The sequence below is a fragment of the Salinicola sp. genome (assembly GCF_982684285.1).
Genome location: NZ_CEXLVS010000027.1, coordinates 1 through 24,643, shown reverse-complemented (window position 1 = coordinate 24,643; position 24,643 = coordinate 1). Strand labels below are relative to the sequence as shown.

At 62.4% G+C, this 24,643-nt stretch carries 24 protein-coding genes, 1 tRNA gene and 1 pseudogene; 11 read left to right on the top strand and 15 right to left on the bottom strand.

The features are described 5' to 3' along the window. The 4 genes from AC3AYF_RS04200 to AC3AYF_RS04185 form a co-directional block, all read right to left on the bottom strand. Positions 1-1,249 (bottom strand): ThiF family adenylyltransferase (locus AC3AYF_RS04200; protein WP_295036837.1); only part of this gene is annotated, 1,249 nt, incomplete at its 3' end. A gap of 150 nt (positions 1,250-1,399) precedes the next feature. Continuing rightward, positions 1,400-2,536, bottom strand: coding sequence for an SMODS domain-containing nucleotidyltransferase (locus AC3AYF_RS04195; protein ID WP_295036835.1), 1,137 nt, complete (start codon positions 2,534-2,536; stop codon positions 1,400-1,402). A gap of 8 nt (positions 2,537-2,544) precedes the next feature. Beyond that, on the bottom strand, positions 2,545-4,050 hold the full coding sequence (locus AC3AYF_RS04190) for an SAVED domain-containing protein (RefSeq protein WP_295036834.1): 1,506 nt from the start codon (positions 4,048-4,050) through the stop codon (positions 2,545-2,547). Between the two features lie 403 nt (positions 4,051-4,453). After that, a complete protein-coding gene (locus AC3AYF_RS04185) occupies positions 4,454-4,852 on the bottom strand; it encodes a MerR family transcriptional regulator (RefSeq protein WP_295036833.1) in 399 nt (132 codons plus the stop codon). A gap of 65 nt (positions 4,853-4,917) precedes the next feature. Here AC3AYF_RS04185 and AC3AYF_RS04180 point away from each other — a divergent pair, with 65 nt between their 5' ends. Continuing rightward, the gene (locus AC3AYF_RS04180; RefSeq protein WP_295036831.1) at positions 4,918-5,640 is read left to right on the top strand and encodes a cation efflux transmembrane domain-containing protein; all 723 of its coding nucleotides are present in this window, start codon (positions 4,918-4,920) and stop codon (positions 5,638-5,640) included. Between the two features lie 34 nt (positions 5,641-5,674). Here AC3AYF_RS04180 and AC3AYF_RS04175 read toward each other — a convergent pair. Both AC3AYF_RS04175 and AC3AYF_RS04170 read right to left on the bottom strand, forming a co-directional pair. Then, positions 5,675-5,977 (bottom strand): annotated as a pseudogene (locus AC3AYF_RS04175) (GNAT family N-acetyltransferase); the annotation flags it as partial. Between the two features lie 35 nt (positions 5,978-6,012). Beyond that, positions 6,013-6,939, bottom strand: a complete 927-nt coding sequence (locus AC3AYF_RS04170; protein WP_295036828.1) for a DMT family transporter — start codon at positions 6,937-6,939, stop codon at positions 6,013-6,015. Positions 6,940-7,090: 151 nt separating this feature from the next. On the opposite strand from AC3AYF_RS04170, the gene AC3AYF_RS04165 reads away from it, so the two are divergent. Beyond that, positions 7,091-8,041: a LysR substrate-binding domain-containing protein gene (locus tag AC3AYF_RS04165; protein ID WP_295036826.1), complete on the top strand. Its 951-nt coding sequence runs from the start codon at positions 7,091-7,093 to the stop codon at positions 8,039-8,041. A gap of 287 nt (positions 8,042-8,328) precedes the next feature. Here the strand turns inward: AC3AYF_RS04165 and AC3AYF_RS04160 are convergent. From AC3AYF_RS04160 to AC3AYF_RS04140, 5 genes are all read right to left on the bottom strand, one after another. Continuing rightward, positions 8,329-8,405: transfer RNA gene (locus tag AC3AYF_RS04160), tRNA-Arg, on the bottom strand. 523 nt (positions 8,406-8,928) lie between these two features. Next, positions 8,929-9,612 (bottom strand): metal-binding protein ZinT, encoded by a 684-nt coding sequence (locus AC3AYF_RS04155; protein ID WP_295036825.1) that lies wholly within the window; start codon positions 9,610-9,612, stop codon positions 8,929-8,931. A 204-nt stretch (positions 9,613-9,816) separates the two neighbouring features. Next, positions 9,817-10,524, bottom strand: a complete 708-nt coding sequence (locus AC3AYF_RS04150; protein WP_487779424.1) for a tRNA-uridine aminocarboxypropyltransferase — start codon at positions 10,522-10,524, stop codon at positions 9,817-9,819. A gap of 195 nt (positions 10,525-10,719) precedes the next feature. Further along, positions 10,720-11,679 (bottom strand): bile acid:sodium symporter family protein, encoded by a 960-nt coding sequence (locus AC3AYF_RS04145; RefSeq protein ID WP_295036841.1) that lies wholly within the window; start codon positions 11,677-11,679, stop codon positions 10,720-10,722. Positions 11,680-11,876: 197 nt separating this feature from the next. Further along, complete coding sequence (locus tag AC3AYF_RS04140) at positions 11,877-12,605, bottom strand: SIR2 family NAD-dependent protein deacylase (protein WP_295036823.1); 729 nt, start codon at positions 12,603-12,605, stop codon at positions 11,877-11,879. Between the two features lie 183 nt (positions 12,606-12,788). Here AC3AYF_RS04140 and AC3AYF_RS04135 point away from each other — a divergent pair, with 183 nt between their 5' ends. The 5 genes from AC3AYF_RS04135 to AC3AYF_RS04115 all read left to right on the top strand — a co-directional run bounded on the left by AC3AYF_RS04135 (position 12,789) and on the right by AC3AYF_RS04115 (position 16,516). Then, positions 12,789-13,607 carry a pseudouridine synthase gene (locus AC3AYF_RS04135; protein WP_295036821.1) on the top strand — a complete coding sequence of 273 codons (819 nt, stop codon included), beginning with the start codon at positions 12,789-12,791 and terminating at the stop codon, positions 13,605-13,607. Positions 13,608-13,617: 10 nt separating this feature from the next. Next, on the top strand, positions 13,618-14,550 hold the full coding sequence (gene tcdA / locus AC3AYF_RS04130; protein WP_295036819.1) for a tRNA cyclic N6-threonylcarbamoyladenosine(37) synthase TcdA: 933 nt from the start codon (positions 13,618-13,620) through the stop codon (positions 14,548-14,550). Beyond that, positions 14,543-14,773, top strand: coding sequence for a DUF1653 domain-containing protein (locus AC3AYF_RS04125; RefSeq protein ID WP_295036818.1), 231 nt, complete (start codon positions 14,543-14,545; stop codon positions 14,771-14,773). Before tcdA ends, AC3AYF_RS04125 begins: the two co-directional genes overlap by 8 nt. A 148-nt stretch (positions 14,774-14,921) precedes the next feature. Further along, entirely contained in the window at positions 14,922-15,428 is a 507-nt protein-coding gene (gene purE / locus AC3AYF_RS04120) for a 5-(carboxyamino)imidazole ribonucleotide mutase (RefSeq protein WP_295036816.1), read from the top strand. Next, positions 15,425-16,516, top strand: coding sequence for a 5-(carboxyamino)imidazole ribonucleotide synthase (locus tag AC3AYF_RS04115; protein WP_295036814.1), 1,092 nt, complete (start codon positions 15,425-15,427; stop codon positions 16,514-16,516). Before purE ends, AC3AYF_RS04115 begins: the two co-directional genes overlap by 4 nt. A gap of 94 nt (positions 16,517-16,610) precedes the next feature. On the opposite strand, the gene bfr is transcribed toward AC3AYF_RS04115, so the two are convergent. The 4 genes from bfr to lptF form a co-directional block, all read right to left on the bottom strand. Beyond that, positions 16,611-17,093, bottom strand: a complete 483-nt coding sequence (gene bfr, locus AC3AYF_RS04110; RefSeq protein ID WP_110598536.1) for a bacterioferritin — start codon at positions 17,091-17,093, stop codon at positions 16,611-16,613. A 302-nt stretch (positions 17,094-17,395) separates the two neighbouring features. Further along, on the bottom strand, positions 17,396-17,599 hold the full coding sequence (locus AC3AYF_RS04105) for a (2Fe-2S)-binding protein (protein ID WP_149433594.1): 204 nt from the start codon (positions 17,597-17,599) through the stop codon (positions 17,396-17,398). Positions 17,600-17,899: 300 nt separating this feature from the next. Further along, positions 17,900-18,964, bottom strand: a complete 1,065-nt coding sequence (lptG, locus tag AC3AYF_RS04100) for an LPS export ABC transporter permease LptG (protein WP_149433593.1) — start codon at positions 18,962-18,964, stop codon at positions 17,900-17,902. Continuing rightward, on the bottom strand, positions 18,964-20,043 hold the full coding sequence (gene lptF, locus AC3AYF_RS04095) for an LPS export ABC transporter permease LptF (RefSeq protein ID WP_487779423.1): 1,080 nt from the start codon (positions 20,041-20,043) through the stop codon (positions 18,964-18,966). Before lptF ends, lptG begins: the two co-directional genes overlap by 1 nt. 340 nt (positions 20,044-20,383) lie before the next feature. Here lptF and AC3AYF_RS04090 point away from each other — a divergent pair, with 340 nt between their 5' ends. From AC3AYF_RS04090 to AC3AYF_RS04075, 4 genes are all read left to right on the top strand, one after another. Beyond that, on the top strand, positions 20,384-21,901 hold the full coding sequence (locus AC3AYF_RS04090; protein WP_295036812.1) for a leucyl aminopeptidase: 1,518 nt from the start codon (positions 20,384-20,386) through the stop codon (positions 21,899-21,901). Between the two features lie 121 nt (positions 21,902-22,022). Continuing rightward, the gene (locus tag AC3AYF_RS04085; protein WP_295036810.1) at positions 22,023-22,307 is read left to right on the top strand and encodes a YciI family protein; all 285 of its coding nucleotides are present in this window, start codon (positions 22,023-22,025) and stop codon (positions 22,305-22,307) included. A gap of 150 nt (positions 22,308-22,457) precedes the next feature. Beyond that, on the top strand, positions 22,458-23,558 hold the full coding sequence (locus AC3AYF_RS04080) for a branched-chain amino acid aminotransferase (RefSeq protein WP_295036808.1): 1,101 nt from the start codon (positions 22,458-22,460) through the stop codon (positions 23,556-23,558). A 146-nt stretch (positions 23,559-23,704) separates the two neighbouring features. Beyond that, complete coding sequence (locus tag AC3AYF_RS04075) at positions 23,705-24,445, top strand: SDR family oxidoreductase (RefSeq protein ID WP_487779422.1); 741 nt, start codon at positions 23,705-23,707, stop codon at positions 24,443-24,445. Positions 24,446-24,643: the final 198 nt, after the last annotated feature.

Sequence of the window (24,643 nt, the reverse complement as noted above, 5' to 3'; positions counted from 1 at the left end):
CCCTCAATTTTTTGATATGAGCATCCATCGTCGGAGGAAATGCGAATGGTAGTGCTATGACATTGGCATCTGGTGCAGCCATGTTAAGTCGTGCAGCAACCCGCTCGGCCTTGAGACACCCTGCATCTGCCATCGTAAGCATATGCCGTGAGAGGTTGCCAATTAGCATCCTATCATTATCTAGTAGAGCCATTGTAGTTACCCCCATACGGAGCAAATTCTCCGCCACTGAGGCACCAAGCGTACCGACACCGATGACCAATACTGATTTAGATCGAACTTCGCTTTCAGCTTCTCCACGCTTGCGTAACTGATCTGGAGCCCAGTTTGCCGTTCGCCGCCATTTCAACGACCGCTTCGATAGTGCAAAGTCCCTATCACGTTGACGCCTAGTTTCAGGCTTAACTGAATAGCCCATACGGAGGTCGTTTCTGGTACACAATTGTAAATCACGAACCGCAATCCAATGAAACCGCTGTGCTTGGCATCCCAGATATTCCTCAATAGGAAAGCCGATAATCAAATGCCCAGGGCCTGCTTGCTTCGGCTTCTGGACACGGCGAAGCCTGGCACCAGCGTCGCTTATAATCTTCGGCAAGTCGACATCAACTCTCTCGCAGAGTGTTGAGAGCTCCGCCCATGTGACGGCACTCCGCCACGGTTCGAAAACAACTAGTCTTGGTAGAACTACCCAAACTGCATCAATTCGATGGACATCAATCGGAATGTATTTGCTCCATTCTACACGTCGGAACGTTCGGCCTTTCGGATCCATAAATCCAGATATTACCGCTGTATTTCGTGATCCAGGAATGGAAGAAATTGTAGCAAACCCCCAGTTTTCCTCACGGCCCTCCAGCCAGTTAATGTCCTCAGCTTTCTCCCGAAATCCAAGTACTGCTGTTGGATCTATTTCCGGGTATATCGGCAACTCAAGAGGATCGCCAGCTGTCAATAGACTTCCGGTGGCTGCGGCGTCTATCCAATGTAAAAGTCGACCGATTCGCCAGATTATGCGTTCGATTAAATCAGCGGGCTCTCCAGACCACCCGTCGCGTAAGAAGACCGCTGCAGACCTCTCCAAGCATGGTTTGCCTAAACGCCAGGGCAGCCCTTTAGGCGGATCACCATTATAGTCTTGATGCGGAAAGGTAGAGACGATACCGCCGATAGCGTCTGGGTAAATATGAATATCAGGATCAGCCAGATTTTCGGTAACGACTAAATACCACGACGTCCATTCGGGCACGTGTACCGAAGGAGGTACCGATAATCGAGCACGAAATCGGAAAAAACAGACGCTACCTGGGCCTTCCACCCACCTCTCAGTCAGTTCAAAGCGGGGATCCTCTGGTAGCGCCTCGAGAGTCTCTAATAAATCGGGTGAGATAGACATAAGTCAGGCAAAGCGGTCTGTTTGCTTCGGTGTTGCCGCAGCGGTAGGTGTGCTAAAGCCCCGACTGCGATCGCCACCGCCGGGTCCCGGCAACGGAAAGCTGCTTCCCAGTAATTCTCGCCAAAGCTCTCCACTGGCGTTTTTATCGACCTCGTCAAAGGCACTCCTCGCCAATTCCGAGGCCTTACTTACCTCCTTGTGAAAAGCTACGAAGTCATCAACTGTCAATCTCTTCAATACGTCATGACTCGGAACACCGTGGTCGGGAAGAAACGGTACTCTACCTGCTGCGACATCATCAGAGAATTTATCGCGAATGCCTTCCAACGCTTTCACGACACCATCAGCGACGCATGTGATGCCGTCGGGCAGTACATATCCAATCATATGCTCCAGGGGATATCCTTTGGGATACTTAGGCAATTCATCAGCATGCACATGACGCCACCACTTGATCGACCGCACAACGTTTATATAGTGACCATTGCAGCGACGGTTTTTGGCAGCAGCCCAATCTATTTGAGCTAGTGGATGGGTAGGCCCCCATTCCTTGATAGGTCTATCAGGCAACATGAGTGGATCTTTTCTCCAATTCGAGGATTCTTCTTCCAAAAGCGTTGCAAGGCTATTTGATTGATACGGATCCCAGCTTTTATTTAGGACCCAGTCGCTGCGCTCCTCGATAGACTGATCAGTCGCGACCGCTTGGCTACGATACAGATTTTCGAGAAAATCCCTACTTGTCTTCGATTCAACTGGCAGGGCGGTTACGACCAGATCCAGATCAACATAAGACATCTCTATACCAAACGATCGATCTTGCTTTTCCCACTTCCCTTTATAATAACGCTCAAGAAAAGGTTCGAACCGAGCCATTGCATCTGCAGGCTTTTCCTTTTTATGATCAATAGTTGTTACAATTACAACATCAACGTCTGAACGTTTACCTCCCGTAGGACGAACAGCAGTCGATCGCCGTACACTTCCCTGAAGGAAAGTATTGGTGATTAAAGGGCTTAAGTCCTCGTCAGCCAGTAGCCGAGCCCGTAGTGTGTTCGAGCCGCGCTTCCACTCCTCCTTATTGCGTTCGCTTGGACGTATATCTCGCAAAAAGCTTTCGAACTGTGGTCGTAATTCCATAATTACTCTCAAATAATAAAGGTGGGTTTATAGCTTCCGTCTTCATGGCCACCGAAATCGAACTCGTAAGGAATACATTTCCCCATAGCCTCCGCCTGCTGGCCCAAAAGGAAGGAAAATGCGTTAGGAGCTGCCATAAAGATGTGAGCTGTCCCACCTGGCTTACGAACGGCAGACACGTTTTCAGCAATCGCAGCAGCTATAGAGGAGGCATGCTGCCCTCCCTGAATGCTTGCCTGCCCCACTCCATTTTCCGGTATTACATGAACAATCGTGCCAACATTAGCCAGCTCTCTAGCAACGTATTCTTTTACCTTATGGATGGGGTCACGACTAACACCTATAGCTATCGCTATATCCTTGGCATCGCCAATATACTCATTATTAATAATCACAGGCGGACCTTCTTTACCATCGCGAGCATTCCAAATCGTTCCGGGGTTATTTAAGCCTTTTTGGATTATTTCAACATCTGCCCCAAGCTTAAACTTGAGAACAGAACCTGCAAGGAAAGCAATCGAAGAGTGCACATCAATGAACAATCGCATGACTGGCTGCTCGCCAACCATTCGTTTTAGAAACTCCACCACGGGGTCCTTGAGGTCCATCCAAGATTTTTCTGGTTTAAGCGCGCGACCTTCAAAGTTTTGCTCTAGAGGTAGTGTGAATTCGGGGGAAGCATCTCGCATATGTGTCGGCGTCGCCCCCGGCTCGAATGTTGAGATAGCTATGCTACGTCGAATCTCAGGTTTTTTAGTTGAGAACCATTCTTCAGCTCTGCACCATTCCTCAAAGCTAGCTCGAGTAAAGCAGTTAATATCTTTAACCACTAGTTGTTTAGCTGCCTCATCATAAATAAAGGCTGTTTCGGCCTCTGCCCCGACCAAGCCCACCAATCTAAAATTTAAGCTCACCTGCTGACGCAGAAAATCTAGAGAATAGTGTCCTTGGATGATGTGTAGCCTATCAATAATCTCAAAAAGTTCTTGGTCCGTTGATAGCTGAAGGTGCTCACGCCAACATTTTCTAACCGAGCCCATGCGACTTAGGTCTGTCTTTCCATTTTTCAAAACTTGCAATCGCAACGAGCTATCGTGATTAGAGATAAGGTCCGCAAGCGGATCTCCGTCCCTCACCCGATCAGTTGTAACAAGGTGATATGCGGCGCCATCTTCCGCATTGGCTTTAGCTGACTTGAGACGCTCTAAGAGCGATATTGAGCTAGCACCAATAAAGGCCGGATCAGTTAAATCTTCGAAACCGAACCTCCCCCCGGTATCGACGTGCCATTTTATTTGGTGGTAGTCAACAGTAACCCGCCCTGGGCCGGAGGCATATCGTCGGCTCGGATCGTAGCGAACAACAACATCGTCGAATGCCTTTGGGCCATCGGCCTCGAACGTAACCTCGACCACCTCCGGCCTGTCCGGATCCAATAGCGAAGCAGCGTGAATCCAGAAAAAGCGAGATTGATAATTGTCGCCATGCCAACGCGGTACAACCGCTTTTGCCATAAGAGTACTCCCCAATGATCGGTCTACGGTTATCCGAAAAGAAAAGCGATCGACTTAGAAATAATCACATGAGAATAGCTTCAGGTCGGAACCTGTCAGCTCTCTTGAGCATTGCCAGGATACCATTTGTATCAATCTGCCACATTCCGTTTCGATTCTCCACGCAACGCTCCCCGCCTTTCGTCGAGTGGCCTGCAAAACGCAACATTCCGCATGATTTTGCAGGGCTACTAAACTGCGCGCCGCCCCAGTACTGGCGCGGCTTAAAGCCATCTGCAACGCTGCATCAAAACCGACGTATTTAGCGCGCAGGCGGGGCGGGGAGTCGACAGCGCGCCGGCAGGTTGCGGCGAGATAGGGGCAGGATGGTGGCCACAGGGGCGTGGCCACCCATTCGCCGCTGTTACCGCGACAGCGACTCAATGATCTTGCAGTCGGCCACGGTGTCCGCCTGGCAGCATCGCTCGAGCCGGTCGAGTTCCTGCTCCAGTTGCTGTAGATCCTTCAGCCTGGACCTGACCCGCTCCAGTTGCTCGTGGATGATCGAATCGACCCGCCCGCACGGTGCATTCTCGTCATCGGCGAGCCCGAGCAACGATTTCACGTCCTCAAGGCTCAACCCCAGGTGACGGGCGCGCTTGATGAAGATCAGGCGATCCCGCTCCCGATCCGTGTAGAGGCGATAACCGCTTTCTGTTCTGGTCACCGGCGAGACAAGCCCCGCGCTCTCGTAGTAGCGGATGGTCACCGCCTTGGTGTCGGTCGCCTTGGCAAGCTGACCGATGGTGATCTGCGCCTCCATGATGCTTGACCCTATAGCCGCTAGAACCTTCATGCTATCAGCCATTCATTCAAGGGGGCACTGGCATGGATTCCTGTTGCGAGAACAAGGCTGGCGAGCTGGCGCAATTGCGGGGCGCGCAAGCGAAGGTGTTGTACTGGGTGCTCGGTATCAACGGGTCGATGTTCGTGATCGAGTTCGTGGCGGGTTGGCTGATCGGGTCGACGGCGCTGCTGGCTGACTCGCTCGATATGTTCGGTGACGCCACCGTCTACCTGCTGACGTTATACGCGCTGAACCGAAGTGACCTAACGCGAGCCGGCGCAGCGCTGGTCAAAAGCTTGTTCATGTTCGTTTTCGGTCTGGCGGTCATCGCCGAGGCAGTCCACAAGAGCGTGGCAGGCAGCGTGCCCGAGGCCGGCGCGATGGGCATCATGGGGATGCTGGCACTGGCGGCCAACGCGGTCTGCTTCATCATGCTGCTGCGCTATCGCTCCGCGGATATCAATATGCGCTCGACCTGGCTCTGTTCGCGCAACGATCTCATCGCGAATACCAGCGTGGTGCTGGCCGCCATCGCCGTCGGCGTGACCGGCTCGCTCTGGCCGGATGTGATCGTCGGCCTGGCCATTGCTGCACTGTTCCTGCATTCGGCTTGGCAGGTGTCGACCGAAGCAGTGGTGGCATGGAGAGATACGGCCACAGAGAAGGCAAGCGCTCCCTTGAGCGATTCGGCTGCACTGAGCAAAGAGGCTTGCTGCAAGGCTAGCTCGTCATGTTGTGCAGGGTCATCCGACGCTAGGGTTTGATGACCCAACGGGGTCGCTCAGGTGGCGGCTACGTTCAGGAGTCTTTGGACTGGTCGCGGGCGGCCGCTGCCTCGACAGCCCACTCCTCCGACGTGATCGCATAGCGTTCATGATCTCTCCACTCCCCATCGATTTTCAGGTATCGCGGCGAATACCCCTCCAACCGAAAGCCTAGGGAGTTGGCCAGGCCAACCGACCGCACGTTGCCTGGCTGAATGTTGGCCTCCAGCCGATGAAGCTCGTGTTCGCCAAAGGCGCGGGAGATCACGGCGCTCAATGCTTCCTTCATCAGCCCTTTGCCCTGGTTCGGACTGAACGCGTGGTAGCCGAGATACGCCGACTGGAGAGCGCCGCGAACGGGGTCGTTGAGGTTTAGCCGCGTGAGACAGTGACGATTCCGGCCAACAGCATGGCTCCGCCGACCAGGAAACTGACGGTCAGCGCTTCATCAAGCAGCAGTGCGCCAAACATCACCCCGAAGATGGGCGACAGAAACGAGAACACCCCCAACTGCGATGCCCAGTACCGGCGCAGTAGCGCGAACCACAGCAACAGCGCCGCGCAGGAGATCACCAGCGTCTGGAAGGCCAGGCTGGAAACGGCGATCCAACTGAATCGTATCGCCGCGAGATCGCCGCTGAACAGCGCCACCGGCAACAACAGCACGCCCGCGGTCAGCAGTTGATAACCTTGGGTCTGCAGCGGCGGCGCCTCCGACAGCGAAGTGCGCCGCAGCACCAACGTCGTGGCCGCCCAACTCATGCCCGCCAGCAGACCGAAGATATCCCCCACCAACATGGCACCCGCATTCGCGCCCTCGCCGCTAGGCGCCATGGCGAGTACCAGGCCCGCAAAGGCCAGCGCCATGCCCCACCACTGGCGCTTGGCCAGCTGTTCTCCGGGTACCAGGAAATGCAGCCCAAGGCCCGCGAATACCGGCGCGGTATACAGGAAGACCGACATGTGAGATGCCGTGGTGTAGTGGAGCCCCAATGCCACGAACACGAATTCGAAGGTAAAGCCCAGGCCAACCAGTATCCCTGGCCCGAGGCCCGCCACGAAATCACGCCACTGGATGCCTCGCAGGGCCGCCAGCCCCCATATGAGAATGGCCGCCAGCATCGAACGCAGCGCAATCTGACTCAGCGGCGCAATGTCCGCCGCGGCCGATTTGATCGCCACCTGCTGCAGGCCCAGCGCCACACAGAACAGCACCATGGCCGCGCCGGCCGGCACATCGATGGCACGACGCGTCGGTAACGCCGCGCCGGCTGTGGATGATGCGGAAGAACAAGACATGGGACCTCCCCCCTCGATACGGCTCACACAGGCATCGGCGCTATCTCCACCGTGCCTGGAAATCCGATGAACCAGGTCGGGAAGTGGACCATTTGCCGCCTGGGCCGCCAAGCGATTATCTTGCAGGGCCAGGCTCAGGAAAACTCAACTCATGAAGATCGAACGCCTGCCTCTCAATGGCCTGCGAGCCCTCGCAGCGGCCTCTCGCGAGGGCAGCTTCAAGGTGGCGGCAGACCGACTGGGTGTCACGCCTGGGGCGGTCAGCCGTCAGATCAAGCAGCTCGAGGAGCGTCTGACGGTGACGCTGTTCGAGCGCCATGCCAACGGTGTCAGAACCACGGCCGCCGGAAGACGCTTGGCCGAGGATGTCGATGCCGGTCTGGCACGTATCGCGGTCGGCATGGAAGCGATCGCCAATATCACGCCTGACGTCACCCGCCTGCTGCTCAGCGCACCACCCTCTTTCACCCAGTTGTGGCTGCTGCCACGGTTGGCCGATTTCGAACTCCGCCACCGCCAGCTGGAGATTTCGATCGACGCCAGCCAGGCGCTTAGCGAACCCAGCTGGCACGATACGGACGCCCGTCTGGCACTGCGCTACGGCAGGCCGCCCTGGCCCGGCGTCAGCACGCTGCCACTGTTCGGAGATGTACTGGTCCCGGTCTGCTCACCGACATTGCTCGACCACCGGCCCATCGAACGGCCACAAGACCTGCTGGCACACACCCTGTTCGATGTCTGCTGGTCGACGTCGGGGAGTGGCGGCTTTCCGAACTGGAGAGACTGGTTTTCCGCGGCGGGCCTGGCCGGGCAGCCGCTTCCGACCTTGCGTCACTACTCGCTGTATGGCCTCGCCCTGGATCAGGTCATCGCGGGTCGCGGCCTGATCCTCGCCAGCCTGCCGGTGGTCGCGGACCGTCTGGTCAGCGGCGTCCTGACCTGCCCGTTCGGCGATCGATGGATGCTGCCGTCTCCGTTCCGTTATGAACTGGTCATCCCCGACAACGGCAAGCCGCCGCCAGGGATTCGCGAGTTCATCGACTGGCTGCTCGACGAGGCCCGTCATTTCAGCCTGACCACCCCCGGCATGCCGGAGCCGTAAGTCACCACTACGCGCTTGGTGGCTTGCGCCGGCCACGCCCGCCTTGCCCAGGGTTTGAGCTTCGGGGTACAGGCTGGGCTTCTCGAGCTGGCGGGCGGCCAGGGGCGTCCTGGTATAGCGCTCGAATTCGAACAGGCGATAGACCATACGCTATACCACGAGGGTATTGCATGGACCGGGAATGAGAAGGAACGGCGGGGAAGAGAGTGTCTCGAATACCGCTGCATATCCGCAGCTCGCGAGCAAAGTCGTCACTGCGGAAGGTCGTCAACGCGGGAGCGAGGGACTGGCGCCCGAAGCAGGACTCGAACCTGCAACCCACGGCTTCGAAGGCCGGTACTCTATCCAATTGAGCTATTCGGGCGCACGGCGCAGAAGATAACATTGCTCGGGCCTCCGATGCGAGTGCATCGGGGCCCGAAATGAAGCGCCCGAACGCCTGCGCTTATCCGACGCTTAGGGAACCGCTGCATAACTGCCTACACGAGCGAATGGCTGCGTTGCGCGGTACCGGTGCGCCGGTCCGATCGGAACTCGCCCAACCCCGCGTTATGTCTCGGTCCCTGCGTGCCGTGTGCCTTGCCCTTCATCTCGTTCGGCGATTTAGTCAGCGTTTCCTTAGGGCCTGCTAACACTATGCGTCGCGAGCCACGTTGCTGCGTCAACGGCGTTCAGGCAAGGCGCGGGACACCGATCAGGGTGGTTCCCTGATCCAGTCACGCAACGCCGCCTGGGCGTCGTTGACGCGCAACCCGGGGGGACGGGCCAGTTTTGCCGCGAGGCGTTGTTGCTCGCCACGCGTTTGGAACCACCAAAACCCGAGGCTCGCGCCTAGCCTCGCGACAAAACCGGCTCCGTCGTGGCCGCGTGAATAGTGTTAACAGGCCCTAGTGCGCCATCATCTCTTCGGCGACTTCCTCACCGCTCAGGTCGGAGGGGTAGTAGGTCGGCCAGTTGGTGACCTCCTCGAGCAGCGCGTCGCGGTCGTCGCCCATGTAGAGGTGGTAGTGGTCCGCGTCGTTGGGCGATATGGCATGGTCGCTGAACTGGAAGTATTTCGGCGCTTCCTCGTCGCCGCCTTCTCGCTCGAAGACATAGCGCACGCCGCGATTGCCGGCTTCATAGGTCAGAATTTCATGACCGTCGTAGACGTACTCGCCCGTATGCGCCTCGTCCCCCTCGTAGAAGGTGACATCGTCGCCGTCGATGACGATACGGTTCACATCGGTCTGGTAGCCCTTCTCGTAGTAGGCCTTGTACTCCGCCGCCGTCTTGTCGCCGTGCGCCGCCTTGTGGGCGAACACCGGGTCGAGGGTGCCGTCCTGCAGGTAGGGATAGACCGACTGCCAGTCCCCTTCCCAGTCGGAGAGCTTTCGATCCTCGACCTGGTCGTCGTCGAAGTAACCGGCGTGGATATCCTTGTCCTGACCGTGGTCATGAGCGTGATCGTGGCCATGGCCGTGATCGTCATGATCATGATCGTGATCCGCCGCCCAGACGGTTGAATGACTCCCCATCGTCAATAGTCCGACGACCACCACACCCGCGCTGCGCGCTGACAACAATTTCATGAATTGGCTCTCTTTTTTGAACGGACGAAGATCGAAACGCGATTGACACAATACGTTATATCATAACATTTAATCAACCACGGCGAGCGCCAGGAAACGAAGCGGCCAGAGAGGATGGGTTACGGATGCAACGCGGCGCTAGCCTCGCGTCGGGCGGGATCCCGGGCGCGAGGCGCAGTGGCGGGCAGGAGTCACGCGACCGGGTCAGGCGTAGCTGGCGCCGAAGGCCCGTCGGTCGAGCAGCCGCTGCATGGCGGCATTGGGCTTCTCGATCTTGTGGTAGAAGCGGCGCGCGGCGTAGCTTTCGTTGAAGGCGTCGAAGTAGTCGTCGAGCACGTTGGCGGCATCGGCGTCGCCGGTCTTGCGCAGCAGTTCGGCGGCGACTTCGGCGGTGCACAGGTGCGAGGCCGAAGCCGGCTTGCGCAGCCGATAGCGGGTCAGACGATCCGTGTGGAGCGGCAATACCGGCAGGTCTGCCAGATACGGGCTCTTGCGGAAGATGCGCCGCGCCTGGCGCCAGGTCCCGTCGATCAGGATGAACACGGGAATGAAGCCGTCCTGCTTGGCGCCGACCACCGCCCGCTCGTCGACCACGCGATGCTGGTAGTCGGGCTGGTCGTCGGGAAAGACCACGAACGGCACGTAGCGCCGGTCAGCCAGCAGGGCAAGCAGGCGCGATTCCGGCGCGGTGCGATACCAGGTGAAGGTCTGGGTCTGCGGCAATACATCGGCGATCAGGCGGCCGGTATTGGTGGGCTTGTTGTGCTCGTAGGGGTGCGTCAGCAGCCACACCTGGGCGTCGCTCGTCGCCGTGACCCGATACGGGCACAGACAGTTGAGCGCGGGCAGACGGCAGCCGTCGCAACGCACGACGAAGCTGCCTCGCGCCTTGAACTCGCGGCGCGGCGGCATCGCCTCGCCGGACACCGGTGCGTGTGAAGCATCGGCGGCGGGCGCGTCGTTCTCGCTCGGCGACCCGTAGTCGGTCATCCAGTCAGCATCGTTACGCATGGCTCGGCAGTCTCTGCACAACAGCGGGGCGCGCATTCTACCACCTCGCCCCGCTGTCTCGGACCCGCAATCGAGGAAAGATCTGTATCAATTGCCTTAGCGACCAGTGCTCTCGCTCGCTTTCGACGTCTCGCCGTGGAAGGGAACGCCGCGCTGTTTCCAGTATCCCGCCAGCACGGAGCCGGAGACGTTGTGCCAGACCGAGAACAGCGCGCCCGGCAGTGCGGCGCCGGCGGTGAAGAACTGATTGGCGAGGGTGACCGCCAGCCCGGAATTCTGCAGGCCCACCTCGAAGGCGATGGTGCGCGCGGTGCGGATATCGAAGCCCAGCGCGCGGCTCAGCCAGTAGCCGCCGGCAAGCCCGATGCTGTTGTGAGCGATGACCGCGATCGCCACGATCGGCCCCAGGGTCGCCAGGTTACCGGCGTTGAGCGCGACCACGATGGCGATGATCAGCACGATGGCGGCCATGGCCAGCGTCGCCAGGGCCGATTCGATCTTGCGGATCCGTGCCCCCAGCAGGTGGTGGACGATGACCCCCAGTGCAATCGGCGCGATGACCAGTTGCGCGATGCTCATCAGCATGCCCAGGACCGGCACGTCGATGGTCTGGCCGACCAGCAGCCAGGTGATGAACGGCGTGGCGACGACCGAGATCACGGTGGAGACCATGGTCATCGAGACCGACAGCGCCACGTGGCCGCCGGCGAGCCAGGTCATCACGTTGGAGGAGGTGCCACCCGCGGTGGCGCCGACCAGGATCATCCCGGTGGTGAGCTCCGGGCTCAGGCCCAGCACGCGCGACACCAGCAGCGCTGCCACCGGCATGATCAGGAACTGCAGGATGACGCCGACGGCGATCGGCTTGGGCGCCTTGATCACGCGGGCGAAGTCCTCGCGGGTCAGGGTCAGCCCCATGGCGAACATGATCACCACGAGCAGCGTCTTGATATCCGCTTTCAGCCCGACGAACAGCTGCGGCTCGAAGGCAGCGATGACGGCCAGCAAGACGGCCCAGACCGGGAACAGCCGGTTGATGCGTTCAAACATGATGATGTGTCCTAGCGATGGTGTGACTCGCCGGTGGGCAAGCCGGGGCCGCTCGAGCGGCTCTGTCGGGATCGATACGAAAAGAAGCCACGGCTCCAATATCGGCCGGGCGCGCTATTCTGCCGTACCGCGAGCCGCGACTAAATAGGCAAAAGGCGGCAGGCGCCGGGGATACCCGCCCCGGCCGCAAGCCCGAGGGGCCTTCAGCCGTCGAAACCGCCCTGCTCGCGCCACCGCGCCACCAGCGCCGGCACGCCCCGGCTGGCCGGTTCCGCGACGGGGCTGACACCGGGCGGCGCCAGGTCGCGGGCGTGGGGGTCGACCAGCCAGCACGGCGCCTCCAGCGGCGCCTGTTCCAGCAGCAGTGCCGCCGGCATCACCGCCAGTGACGTGCCGACGACCAGCAGGGCATCGGCCTCCAGGACGATGTCGCAGGCTTCCGCGTAGCGCGGCACGGCCTCGCCGAACCAGACCACGTCCGGGCGCAACTGGCTGCCCTTGTCGCACAGATCACCGATCGCGATGGTACCTCGGGCCGAGACCTCTTCCACCGGGTAGCGCAGATCGGCATCGACGGACGATCGCGCCAGCCGGATCTCGCCGTGCAGGTGCAGCACATGGCGGGAACCGGCGCGCTCGTGCAGGTCGTCGATATTCTGGGTGACCACGCTGACCCGAAACCCCGCCGCCTCGAGTTCGGCCAGCGCCAGGTGCGCGGCGTTCGGGCGTGCCCGGCGGGTCTGCTCGCGACGCTCGTCGTAGAAGCGCAACACGGTCTCCGGATCCCGCGCCCAGGCCTCAGGGGTCGCCACATCCTCGACCCGATGGTTTTCCCACAGCCCGTCGCCGTCGCGAAAGGTCCTGAGGCCGCTCTCGGCGCTGATGCCGGCGCCGGTCAGCACCACCAGATGGGGTTGGGTGTGATCACTCATGACGTATTACGCCTTCCTTCAAGCTGGACCTTCAGCGAGGCTAGCATGCACCGCCGCCGCGGACACCCGTCGCCGACAGACGCCACGCTACCCTCGGTCCCGGCCGTGCGGGCGACAGGCCCCTTGAGATACCCCGCCCCAGCCCCGACAATAGCGACCCGTTCCGCTTTGCGAGCCCATCTCATGACAGCGACGCCTGCCACGACCGCGCGCCCTGCGCCGCTGGCGGTGATCTACCGCGATGCGCGGCTGATCGCCGTGGCCAAACCGCCGGGGATGCTGGTGCATCGCACGGCGCTGGCCCGCGGCGAAACCCGCTTCGTGATGCAGACGCTGCGCGACCAGCTCGGCCAGCACGTCTATCCGGTCCACCGGCTGGACCGACCCACCGGCGGCGTGCTGCTGTTCGCGCTGGACAGCGAGGCAGCCGCGGCGCTGACGCGCTCCTTCACCGAGCAGCAGGTGACCAAGCGCTACCTGGCCGTGGTACGCGGCTGGGGGCCGGAAGCGATCAGCGTCGATGCCCCGCTGCGCGAGGAGGACGGCCTTCGACCCAAGGCGGAGATGCCCGAGCAGGCGGCGCTGACCCATTTTCGGCGACTGGCGACGGCGGAGCTCCCGGTGGCGGTCGACCGCTATCCGCAGTCGCGCTACTCGCTGATGGAAGCGCGGCCGGAAACGGGGCGTCGCCACCAGATCCGTCGCCATCTGGCCCGCTGCGGCCATCCGATCATCAATGACGCCAAGCACGGCAAGGGCATTCACAACCGCTATTTCCGCGATCACCTGGATTGCCCGCATCTGCTGTTGTCCGCCGTACAATTGACCCTGACACACCCGTTCGAGGAGCGCCGGCTGACGCTGGAAGCGGCCCCCGACGACCATTTCTCCGCCCTGCTCATCCGGTTCGGCTGGCAGGCGCACCTGACGCGACACGGCGCCCGATGGCAGACGCCCGACGCAAGCACGACACCGGCCGAACCGAGCGATGCCCTTTCATGATCGAGACCCCATGAGCGACGACGCCAAGACTCTCAACGACGCCCCCGAACCCGCCAACGACGGCGAGCGTGACGACTACGACTTCCGCTTCGGCGGCATTCGGCGTCTCTACGGCACCCGTGCGGCCGACGCCTTCCGGCGCGCGCATGTGGTGGTGATCGGCGTGGGCGGCGTCGGTAGCTGGAGTGCCGAGGCGCTGGCGCGCTCCGGTATCGGCAGGCTGACCCTGATCGATCTGGACGATGTCTGCGTCTCCAACGTCAATCGCCAGCTCCACGCCCTCGACGGCGAGATCGGCAAGCCCAAGGTGGCCGTGCTGGCCGAGCGCTGCCGCGCGATCTGGCCGGGTATCGAGGTGGTCGCCGATGCCGCCTTCATCACCCCGACCAACCTCGCCGAGCGGATTCCGATTGATGCCGATCACGTGGTCGACGCCATCGACCACGTCGGTGCCAAGGCGGCGCTGATCCACTACTGCCACCGCCGCAAGCTGCCGATCACCGTGACCGGCGGCGCCGGCGGCCAGAGCGATCCGACCCGCGTGCAGGTGGCGGATCTCACCCGCACCGAACACGATCCGCTGCTGGCCAAGGTGCGCTCGAAGCTGCGCCGGGATTTCGGCTTTTCGCGCAATCCCAAGCGCCGCTTCGGCGTCGAGTGCGTCTATTCCGACGAGCAGTTGGTCTACCCCGGCGAGGATGGCGAAGTCTGCCTGCAGAAGCCGGCCCCGGGCCAGGCCACGCGCCTCGACTGCGCCGCCGGCTTCGGCGCGGTGAGCGTGGTCACCGGCACCTTTGGCTTCGTGGCGGCCGGACGCGTGCTGACCCGGCTTGCCGCCAGGGCCGCGCGCTCGGCCGAACCCCCGAAGACGCCAGCGGCGACCGAGACACCCCGTGCATCGGCAGAACCGTCAGTCGACACCCAGGAGATCCCCCATGAGTGAACATCGCAAGCCGGTACCGGGCATCTATCGTCACTACAAGGGCCAGCTCTACGAGGTGCTCGATGTCGCCCAGCACAGCGAGACCGAGGAGTGGCTGGTGGTCTACCGGGCGCTCTACGGCGACTACGGGCTGTGGGTGCGCCCGCTCGCCATGTTCTGCGAGCAGGTCAGCGTCAGCGACGAACCGGTGGCACGGTTCGCGCTGGAGAAGGCGTTCCGCTGACCCGGCCACGGGGCCTGCGGAGCCCGAGTGGCCATCGCCGTCCGACGACAGGACGGGTATAATGCGCCGCTTTCCAAGCGACGGCCCGACAATCCACGCGGTGGTATCCACAACAAGGGCCGGCGAATCATTTCCCACGGGAGGAAGCATGAGCGTACGCGTCGGCGTGATCATGGGTTCGAAGTCGGACTGGTCGACTCTCTGCCATACCGTCGAGACCCTGGAAAAGCTGGGTATCGAGCATGAAACCAAGGTGGTCTCCGCCCACCGCACGCCGGACCTGCTGTTCGAATACGCCGAGACCGCTGCCGACCGGGGCCTGGAAGTGATCATCGCCGGTGCCGGCGGCGCGGCCCACCTGCCCGGCATGTGCGCCGCCAAGACGCGGCTGCCGGTGCTGGGCGTGCCGGTGAAGTCGAGCACGCTCTCCGGGGTCGATTCGCTGCTCTCCATCGTCCAGATGCCGGCCGGCATTCCCACCGCGACGCTGGCGATCGGCCGCGCCGGGGCGATCAACGCCGCCCTGCTCGCCGCCGCCATGCTGGCCAACCACGACGAGCGCATCCGCGAGGCGCTGGAAGCGTTCCGCGCCGAACAGACGCAGCAGGTGCTCGACAACCCCGATCCTCGACCCGCAGATCAGGAGTCCTCATGAGAATCGGCATCGTCGGCGGCGGCCAGCTCGGCCGCATGCTCGCCCAAGCGGGCGCGCCACTGGATCTTCGCTTCACCTTCCTCGACCCCGGCAGCGAGCCGTGTGCTGCCGTCCACGGCCAGCACCTGCAGGCCGACTGGCAGGACTCGGAAGCGTTGAACACGCTGACCGCCACCTGCGACGCCATCACCTTCGAATTCGAGAACGTGCCAGCCGAAGCGGTCGAGCGGCTGGCCGAACGGCGCCCGGCCTATCCGCCCGCCTCGGCGCTGGCCACGGCGCGGGATCGCTGGCTCGAGAAGTCGCTATTCCGCTCGCTGGATATCGACGTACCGCCCATTGCCCGGATCGACAGCCAGGCCGACCTCGATACCGCGGTGGCCGAGATCGGCCTGCCGGTGGTGATCAAGACCCGGACCATGGGCTACGACGGCAAGGGCCAGAAGGTACTGCGCGAACCGGAAGACGTCGCCGGTACCTTCGAGGAACTGGGCAGCGTGCCGTTGATCCTCGAGGGCTTCATCGATTTCGACCACGAGATCTCGGTGATTGCCGTGCGCGGCCGCGACGGCGAGATCCGCCACTGGCCGGTGGTGCGCAACGAGCATCGCCAGGGCATCCTGCACCGTTCGGTGCCTCAGGTCGCGCATCCGCTGCAGGCGCAAGCGGAGGATTACGCCAGCCGGGTCATGAACGAACTCGATTATGTCGGGGTGATGGCGTTCGAGTTCTTCGTCACCGCCGCCGGGCTGCTCGCCAACGAGATCGCTCCCCGGGTCCACAACTCCGGCCACTGGAGCATCGAGGGCGCGGTGACCAGCCAGTTCGAGAATCACGTTCGCGCCGTCGCCGGCCTGCCGCTGGGCGAGACCGCCCGCCTGGCGCCGTGCGCGATGCTCAACGTGATCGGCGCCTTCCCCGAGCGCGACGCCGTACTCGCCCTGCCCGGCACCCGCTGGCACGACTACGGCAAGGCGCCCCGGCCGGGCCGCAAGATCGGTCATGTCACGGTGCTGGCCGCAGACGACGAGACGCTGAAGACGCGCGTCGAGGCGGTCGAGGCGCTACTGGTCAACGATCTCGGCTGATCATCGCCCCGTCCTCACGAAAAAAGCCCCGGTGCCAGCTCGAGCTGACATCGGGGCTTTTCGTTGAAGCGTGCGCCTGGTCAGGCGCCGCGCCTCACTCCTTGTCGGTCGTGAACATGTGCTTCTGCAGATAGTTCTGGATGCCGACCTTGTCGATCAGACCCAGCTCCGCCTCGAGCTTGTCGATGTGCTCTTCCTCGTCGTCGAGAATCTTGATGAACAGGTCGCGGCTGACGTAATCGCGAACGGATTCGCAGTAGGGAATGGCTTCCTGCAGGTCGGCGCGGGCCTTGTGCTCGATCTTGAGATCGCTCTCGAGCATCTCCTGGCAGTTCTCGCCGATATTGAGCTTGCCCAGGTCCTGCAGGTTGGGAATGCCTTCCAGGAACAGGATGCGCTCGATCAGCTTGTCGGCATGCTGCATCTCTTCGATGGACTCTTCGTACTCCCACTTGGCCAGCACGCTGAGCCCCCAGTCCTTGTACATCTTGCTGTGCAGGAAGTACTGGTTGATCGCGACCAGCTCGTTGCCGAGCACGGTGTTGAGATAGGTGATGACCTTGGCGTCGCCTTTCATTGTCGTGTTCTCCTCATGGTGTCTCTGGCGATGGGGAGGCACGTTGTGGCCACGCACTCCCATCGGATCGGCACCACCCGGCCGGGCAGCATCGATCCAGTGACCGCAGTATCACCCATGCGATCCAGAAATTACAACCATTACAGTAGGTTACGACAATATCTCATCTGCAAGCCGTTGGCAGATGGAAACGCGGCTGATAACGACTCGCGCTATCGCAGGGCGGTCGCCGTCACGACGCGAAGGCGGAAATCGGTTCGAAATCAAGTAGAAGCCGTGGCCGCGGGAGGGGGCAAGCGCGGTCAAACCGCGTAGGCGAGGTCCGGATCCATCGCCATTTCCTGGCTGATCGCCTCGCGCATGACGCTCTTGCCGGTGCAGGCGCACTTGCCGCACTGGCCGGCGCAACCGGTGGCCTCGCGAACTTCACGCCAGCTGCGGGCGCCACTCGAGACGGCATTTTCGATATCGCGGTCAGTGACCCCAACACAGAGACAGACGTACACGGCCAAACCTCACTGGTAACGTGATAGCAAATGTAAATGATTCGCATAGGCAATTTCAACCCGTAATCGAAATCATCTCGCCTGACGTTAGTGGAGGCCGGCTTAACGCAACCTGATGCCGCCGCCAACGCTCGCCAGCCACGCTTTTCCCCAGCGCCATTGAACCCGCCGCTGCTGTCGGTTGCCCCTCCCCGAACGCAAGAACGCCGCGCCCTTTCGGGTCGCGGCGTCTCGGTGATCCATCCTGCTAACGATGTCTGTAGGGATCTGTTTTACGATCTAGCGAGCGAGGACTGGTTCTCAGCCAGTACGACGCAGCAGCCAGAACCCCAGCAGATAACAGGCCGCTGTCGGCACCACCACCGCCAGCGAGGGCGAGAAGCCGAACAGCACCGACGCCGGCGCCAGCAGGTCCTGGAGATACTTGAAGGTCAGGCCGACGATCACGCCGTAGAAGATACGTGTCCCCGCGGCCACGCTGCGCAGCGGGCCGAACACGAACGAGGCCGCCAGCAGCACCAGTCCGGCCAGCGTCACCGGCAGCAGGCTCTTCTGCCAGAAGTAGAGCAGCGGCTGCGTGGCCTCCTGCCCCTGCGCTCGCAGATAGTCGGCATAGCGCCAGAGACTGGTGATGGGCTGGCTGTCCAGCGGGCGCAGCAGTCGGGTCAACTGCGCCGGGGTCAGCGCCGTGTCCCAGCTCTCGCTGGGCAGCGTCTCGGCGCGAGTCGCGCCCTCTTCGAAATGGGTGATCCTGACATCTTCCAGCGTCCAGGCGTCGCCATCCCAAACCGCTCGCGCAGCCTGGGTGGCATCGACCAGCCGTTGCCCATCGAAGTGGTACCGGGTGAAGTTGATCAGGGTATCGTCGGCACGAATGGTACCGAAGCGATAGAAGTCGTCCCCCTCGCGCTGCCAGCCGCCACGGTGCGAGAGCACGGCTTCCGAGCCTTCCGACTGCTCCAGCCGCCACGCCTCGGCGTGCTGCTCCGTCGCCGGGCTGACGAACTCGCCTATCGCCATGGTGATCAGGATCACCAGCACCAGGGGCTTGAGCACGCCCAGCAGAATACGGCCCAGCGAACGGCCCGAGGCGCGCATCACCGTCAGTTCGTTGTTGGAAGCCATGCCGCCGAGGCCGACCAGCGCGCCGATCAGCACCGCGACGGGGGCGTATTCGTAGAAGCGCCAGGGCAGCCGCATGATCAGATAGAGCAGCACGTCCAGGGCGGTGTAGCCGCCCGAGACGTCTCCCAGGTCGTTGATGTAGGAGATCACCAGGTCCAGGCCCAGCACCATGACCTGAACCACCAGCATCGCGCCGAGCACGTTGCGGGCGATGTAACGGTCGAGACGATCGATCAACATCAGCGGCCTCCCCGCGTCTGGTCGCGACGGATCAGGAACAGCCCCAGCGTCAGGTAGACCAGGTGGATCGGCCACATGCCGATGCCGGACGGCAGGCTGCCCCGGGCGATCGCGTCCTGGGCCGCCAGCAGCAGGCTGAGATAGCTGATATGCAGGAAGATCGCCGGCAGCAGCTTGGCGAAGCGTCCCTGGCGCGGATTGACCCGCGACAGCGGCAGTGCCAGCAGGGTCAGGATGGGAATCATCAACGGCATCGAGAGGCGCCACTGCAGCTGCGCCATCGACTCGTCGTCGCCGTCGGCGATCAGTTCCGGCGTGCTCATCAGCTCGCTGTCGACATCGACCTCGCCGGTGTCGTCGGTCGCCAGGCGAACGCCATAGCTACCGAACTCCAGTTTCTCCGCGACCGGGCTGCCGGGCTCGACGCTGTAGCGCTGGCCGTTCTCGAGTACCAGGTAGCGGCTGCCGGTATCCGGGTCGGTGGTCTGGTAGCCGCCCTCGGCCCGCGTCACCACCTGCTGCGGCGACCCGTTGCCGCCGGTCTGGCGCTCGCTGATGAAGACGTTCTGCATGCGCGACCGGTCATCACTGAGGGACTGGGTGTAGGCGCTGCGGTCGTTGCCGAAATCCTGGAATCGACCGGGTGTCAGCAGCGAGAAATCGAGCTGACTCTGCTGTTCGTCGATCAGACGCTCGTTGTGGGCGGCGCCCGCCGGTGTCAGCCACAGGCTGCAGAGCCCGACCAGCACCGCGATCAGCGCCGCCGGCAGCAGCGTGACCTGCAACAGCCGGTTGGGGCTGATGCCGCAGGCGACCAGCACGGTGATCTCGCTGTTCAGGTAGAGCTGGCCGTAGGCGAGCAGAATCGCGAGGAAGAACGACAGCGGCAGCACCAGCTCGAGGAAGCTGGGCATGTGGAAGAGCATCAGCGTGCCCAGCGCACTGAGTGGCAGTTCGCCCTGGGCCGCGTCGGTGAAGTAGCGAATGAAGCGACTGCCCATGATCACCAGCAACAGCACGCCGGCCACCGCCGACATGGTCAGCAGAATCTCGCGTCTCAAATAACGGGATACAATCAACATCGACTCCTGATTTGGCTTCCTGCCGCAGCCCGACCCAGCGCTCGGACCGGACGATCCCGGCCATCGCACCTGCCGCCGGTAAGTCTGCCGTCACGCCCCCGACGATACGAACCGCCGATACGGCTTGTGCAACGCGCTTCGGCTTTGCGTAAACTGGCCAATCGATGGGACATTCATCGGCGGCGATGGGTTCGGGCCGCTCGAAAACGTTCGCGGTGTCGATCCCGGCGCTCACCGCCATTGCCGCGCACCTCCACCCGGCGCCATTATCCTGAATCACCGCTCGCTTGTCTCGTTACCGACAGGCTTGTCCGCTCAATCGTTCATTGGAGACGACATGGAATTTTCCGTACTGACCGTCAATCCGGCCAAGGTCGAGACAGCCTGCCTCGTGGTACCGCTGTTTCAGGATGGCGATCTGCTGTCCGCCGCTGCCAAGCTGGATGACGCCAGCGAGCGCTTGATCGCACAACTCGTCGAGCGCGGCGACTTCACCCCCGAACTGGCCAATGTCCAGTTGATCCCGTTCGCGCCGGGCCTCGCCGCCGAGCGACTGCTGCTGGTTGGCCTGGGCAAGCGCGAGACCTTCAATGAAGGCGCCCTGCGCAAGGCGCTGGACGGTGCCTTCACCGCGCTGGCCAAACTGCCGGTGGATGGCGCCGCGGTGGCGTTCGCCGATGCAGAAGTCGAAGATCGCGATACCGCCTGGAACGCGCAGATGACGCTGGAAGCCGCCACCCGCGCCGTCTACCGCTTCACCGAGTGCAAATCCACCCAGCCGACACTGCCGCAGTTGCGCAAGATCGAACTGCTGGTCTCGGAGGCCAATCAGGCCGACGGCGCCAAGGCCGGCGCCCGTATCGGCGCGGCCCTGGGCGACGGCGTCAACCTCGCCCGCACCCTGGGCAATCTGCCCGGCAACATCTGCACGCCGACCTACCTGGCCAATCAGGCCGAGACGCTGGCCGGGGAATCCGCCGGCTCGCTGACGGTAGAGATCCTCGATGAAGCCGAGCTGGAGGCGCTGGGTGCCCACTCGCTGCTGGCGGTCGGTCGCGGCAGCGCCGAGCCCTCCAAGCTGATCGTGATGAAGTATCAGGGTGCCGACGACGCCGAAGAGTCGCCCCACGTGCTGGTCGGCAAGGGCATTACCTTCGATACCGGCGGCATCTCGCTCAAGGCGGGTGCCGGCATGGACGAGATGAAATTCGACATGTGCGGCGCTGCCAGCGTCTTCGGCACCATGAAGAGTCTCATCGCGCTGAAGCCGAAGCTCAATGTGGTGGCGATCGTCGCCAGCGCCGAGAACATGCCGGACGGCCGCGCGATCAAGCCCGGCGATATCGTCACCACGCTCAAGGGACTGACCGTCGAGATTCTCAATACCGATGCCGAAGGTCGTCTGGTGCTGTGCGACGCCCTGACCTATGCCGAGCGTTTCGAGCCGGCCAGTGTGGTCGACATCGCCACCCTGACCGGGGCCTGCGTCATCGCGCTGGGCGATCACGCCAGCGGCCTGTTCTCCAACGACGACGATCTCGCGCTGGACCTGCTCGAAGCCGGCGAGGCCTCCTGGGATCGCGCCTGGCACATGCCGCTGTGGGACGACTACCAGCAGCAGCTGGACTCCAACTTCGCCGATCTCGCCAATATCGGCGGCCGGCCGGCTGGCGCCGTCACGGCGGCGTGCTTCCTGTCACGCTTCGCCGACATGTATCCATGGGCACACCTCGATATCGCCGGCACCGGCTGGGACAGCGGCAAGCAGAAAGGCGCCAGTGGCCGCCCGGTGGGACTGCTGACCCGCTACCTGCTGGATCGCGAGAGCGAGCTGGTGGTAACGCCGGAGGCGTGATGTCGAATCGCTAGCCGGGCCGCTCGGGCCCGGTTCGTCGTCCGGCGCATCGCTGACACGCTCCTCTCAACAGGCACGCTCCTCTCAACAAGCACGCTCCTCTCAACATGAAAGGTCCGACATGTTTATCGTTTCACTCTCCTACAAGGTGTCGATCGATCAGGTCGAAGCGCATCTCGAAGGCCACATCGCCTGGCTGAAAAGCGCCTATCAGCGCGAGATATTGCTGGCATCGGGGCGCAAGGTGCCACGTACCGGTGGCGTTCTACTCGCGCGCGGGGATCGTGCCACGCTCGAGGCATGCCTGGCCGAGGATCCGTTCAAGATCCACGACCTTGCGGATTACGAGATCGTCGAATTCGAGCCATCCCTCGCGGCGCCAGGCCTGGAAGGACTGCTGGAATAAGCCGCTGCCCCCACTACCCACCCCAACGCTTTGCATGCTAATTTGGATGGTCCGCTGCCTGGGGTCCCGGGCAGTTCCCAACCGAGGTCGTCGACCGCCTGCCGCCGCGCTCGCGTGGCCAGGCATCATGGACTGTCAGGAGAAGTCGCAGTGTCCACTTCAGGTTTCGAAGCCCGCCTTTCCTCCAACCCGCTCGATGCCACTCTGCGCAACGAGATTCTTGCCAACCCGGGCTTCGGCCGCTACTTCACCGATCACATGGTACATGTACGCTGGACCAGGTCGGACGGCTGGCAGCGCGGCGAGATTCGCCCCTACGGGCCGCTGCTGATCGACCCGGCCTCGCCGGTGCTGCATTACGGTCAGGAGATCTTCGAGGGCATCAAGGCCTATCGTCACGCCGACGGTTCGGTCTGGACCTTCCGCCCGGAGAAGAACGCCGCTCGATTCCGCGCCTCCGCCCGCCGCCTGGCACTGCCGGAACTCGACGACGAGACGTTCCTCGGATCGCTCAAGACGCTGGTCGCGCAGGATGTCGACTGGGTGCCGACCCCGCAGAGCGACGCCGAAGAGTGCAGTCTCTACCTGCGCCCGTTCATGATCGGCAACGGCAAGTCGCTGGGCGTCAAGCCGGCCGCCGAGGTCGACTACTACCTGATCGCCTCGCCGGCGGCCTCCTACTTCAAGGGTGGCGGCAAGCCGATCTCGATCTGGCTCTCCCAGCATTACAACCGCGCCGCGCCCGGCGGTACCGGCTTCGCCAAGTGCGGTGGCAACTACGCCGCTTCGCTGCTGGCCCAGGCCGAGGCCGAGAGCCACGGCTGCGACCAGGTCGCCTTCCTCGACGCGGCGGAAAACAAGTGGATCGAAGAGCTGGGCGGCATGAACCTGTTCTTCGTCTACCGTGATGGCCGCCTGGTGACCCCGGCGCTGACCGGCACCATTCTCGAAGGCGTCACCCGTGACTCCATTCTGGAGCTGGCCCGCGATGCCGGCCTGACGCCGGAAGAGCGCCCCATCAGCATCGACGAATGGCGCGACGGCGTCGCCAGCGGCGAGATCGTCGAGGTCTTCGCCTGCGGCACGGCCGCCGTCATCACCCAGATCGGCGAGCTGGTGACCGAGAGCGACCGAATCGTCACGCCGCCAGTCGAGGGCGAGGCGATCAGCGCCAGACTGCGCAAGCGACTGCTGGATATCCAGTACGGTCGTAGCGAAGACAGCCGCGGCTGGCTGATGCGATTGGCCTGATGCGGGTGGCCCGATTTCGTCCTAAGCTGCTGTAGGAACTGGATCGATCGCCGGTGCCGAAACGACCGCCCACCGGCGGTCGTTTCGTCTCGAGGCTCTCGAAGAACCTCGCACGAGGCGACCCACTCACGAATAAGGATGACGCAATGAAACCCGTGATGATCATTACCGGTGCCGGTCGTGGCATCGGCGCTGCCACCGCGATCATGGCCGCCCAGAAGGGCTATGCCGTCGCCGTGAACTACCGCAGCGACAAGGCCTCCGCCGACAAGGTGGTTGCCGAGATCGAATCCGACGGCGGCCGCGCCATCGCGATTCAGGCCGATGTCGTCGACGAAGCGGCGATCGTCGCCATGTTCGAGACCGTCGACCGCGAGCTGGGCCGGGTCGACGTACTGGTCAACAACGCCGGCGTGGTCGACCAGATCAGTCGTGTCGACGAGATGAGCATCGAACGCCTCGACCGGATGATGAAGATCAACGTGGTTGGGCCGTTCATCTGCGCCCGCGAAGCGATCAAGCGCATGTCGACCCAGAGTGGCGGCAGGGGCGGCGCGATCATCAACGTCGGCTCCGCCGCCTCGCACCTCGGTGGGGCCGGCGAGTACGTCGACTACGCCGCCTCCAAGGGTGCCATCGACACCATGACCGAGGGGCTGGCAAAGGAAGTCGCCGGTGAAGGCATCCGCGTCAATACCGTCCGACCCGGCGTGATCCGCACCACCATCCACGCCAGTGGCGGCAACCCGGACAAGCCCGACGTGGCCGGCTCGGTGATCCCGATGGGCCGCATCGGCGAGCCGGAGGAGATCGCCAACGGCATCCTGTGGCTGGCCGAGGCCGGGTTCACGACGGGCGCACTCATCGACATCGATGGCGGCGTTTAAGAGAGGGCGGGCCTGCGCGAACGCGTCGGCCGCGAGCCGCTCGGGGCGGGTTCTTCTGCATGCGCTCTCGGAGGTGGCGCAGCGGGTTGTGCTGTAAGCCTTCTAACTCTTTCCAGTTCAGTTACTTACACGGCTACTATTGGTGCTGGAGGTGCTGGTGGGTATCCTGTAGACGTAAGATGTGTTTCACACATTGCC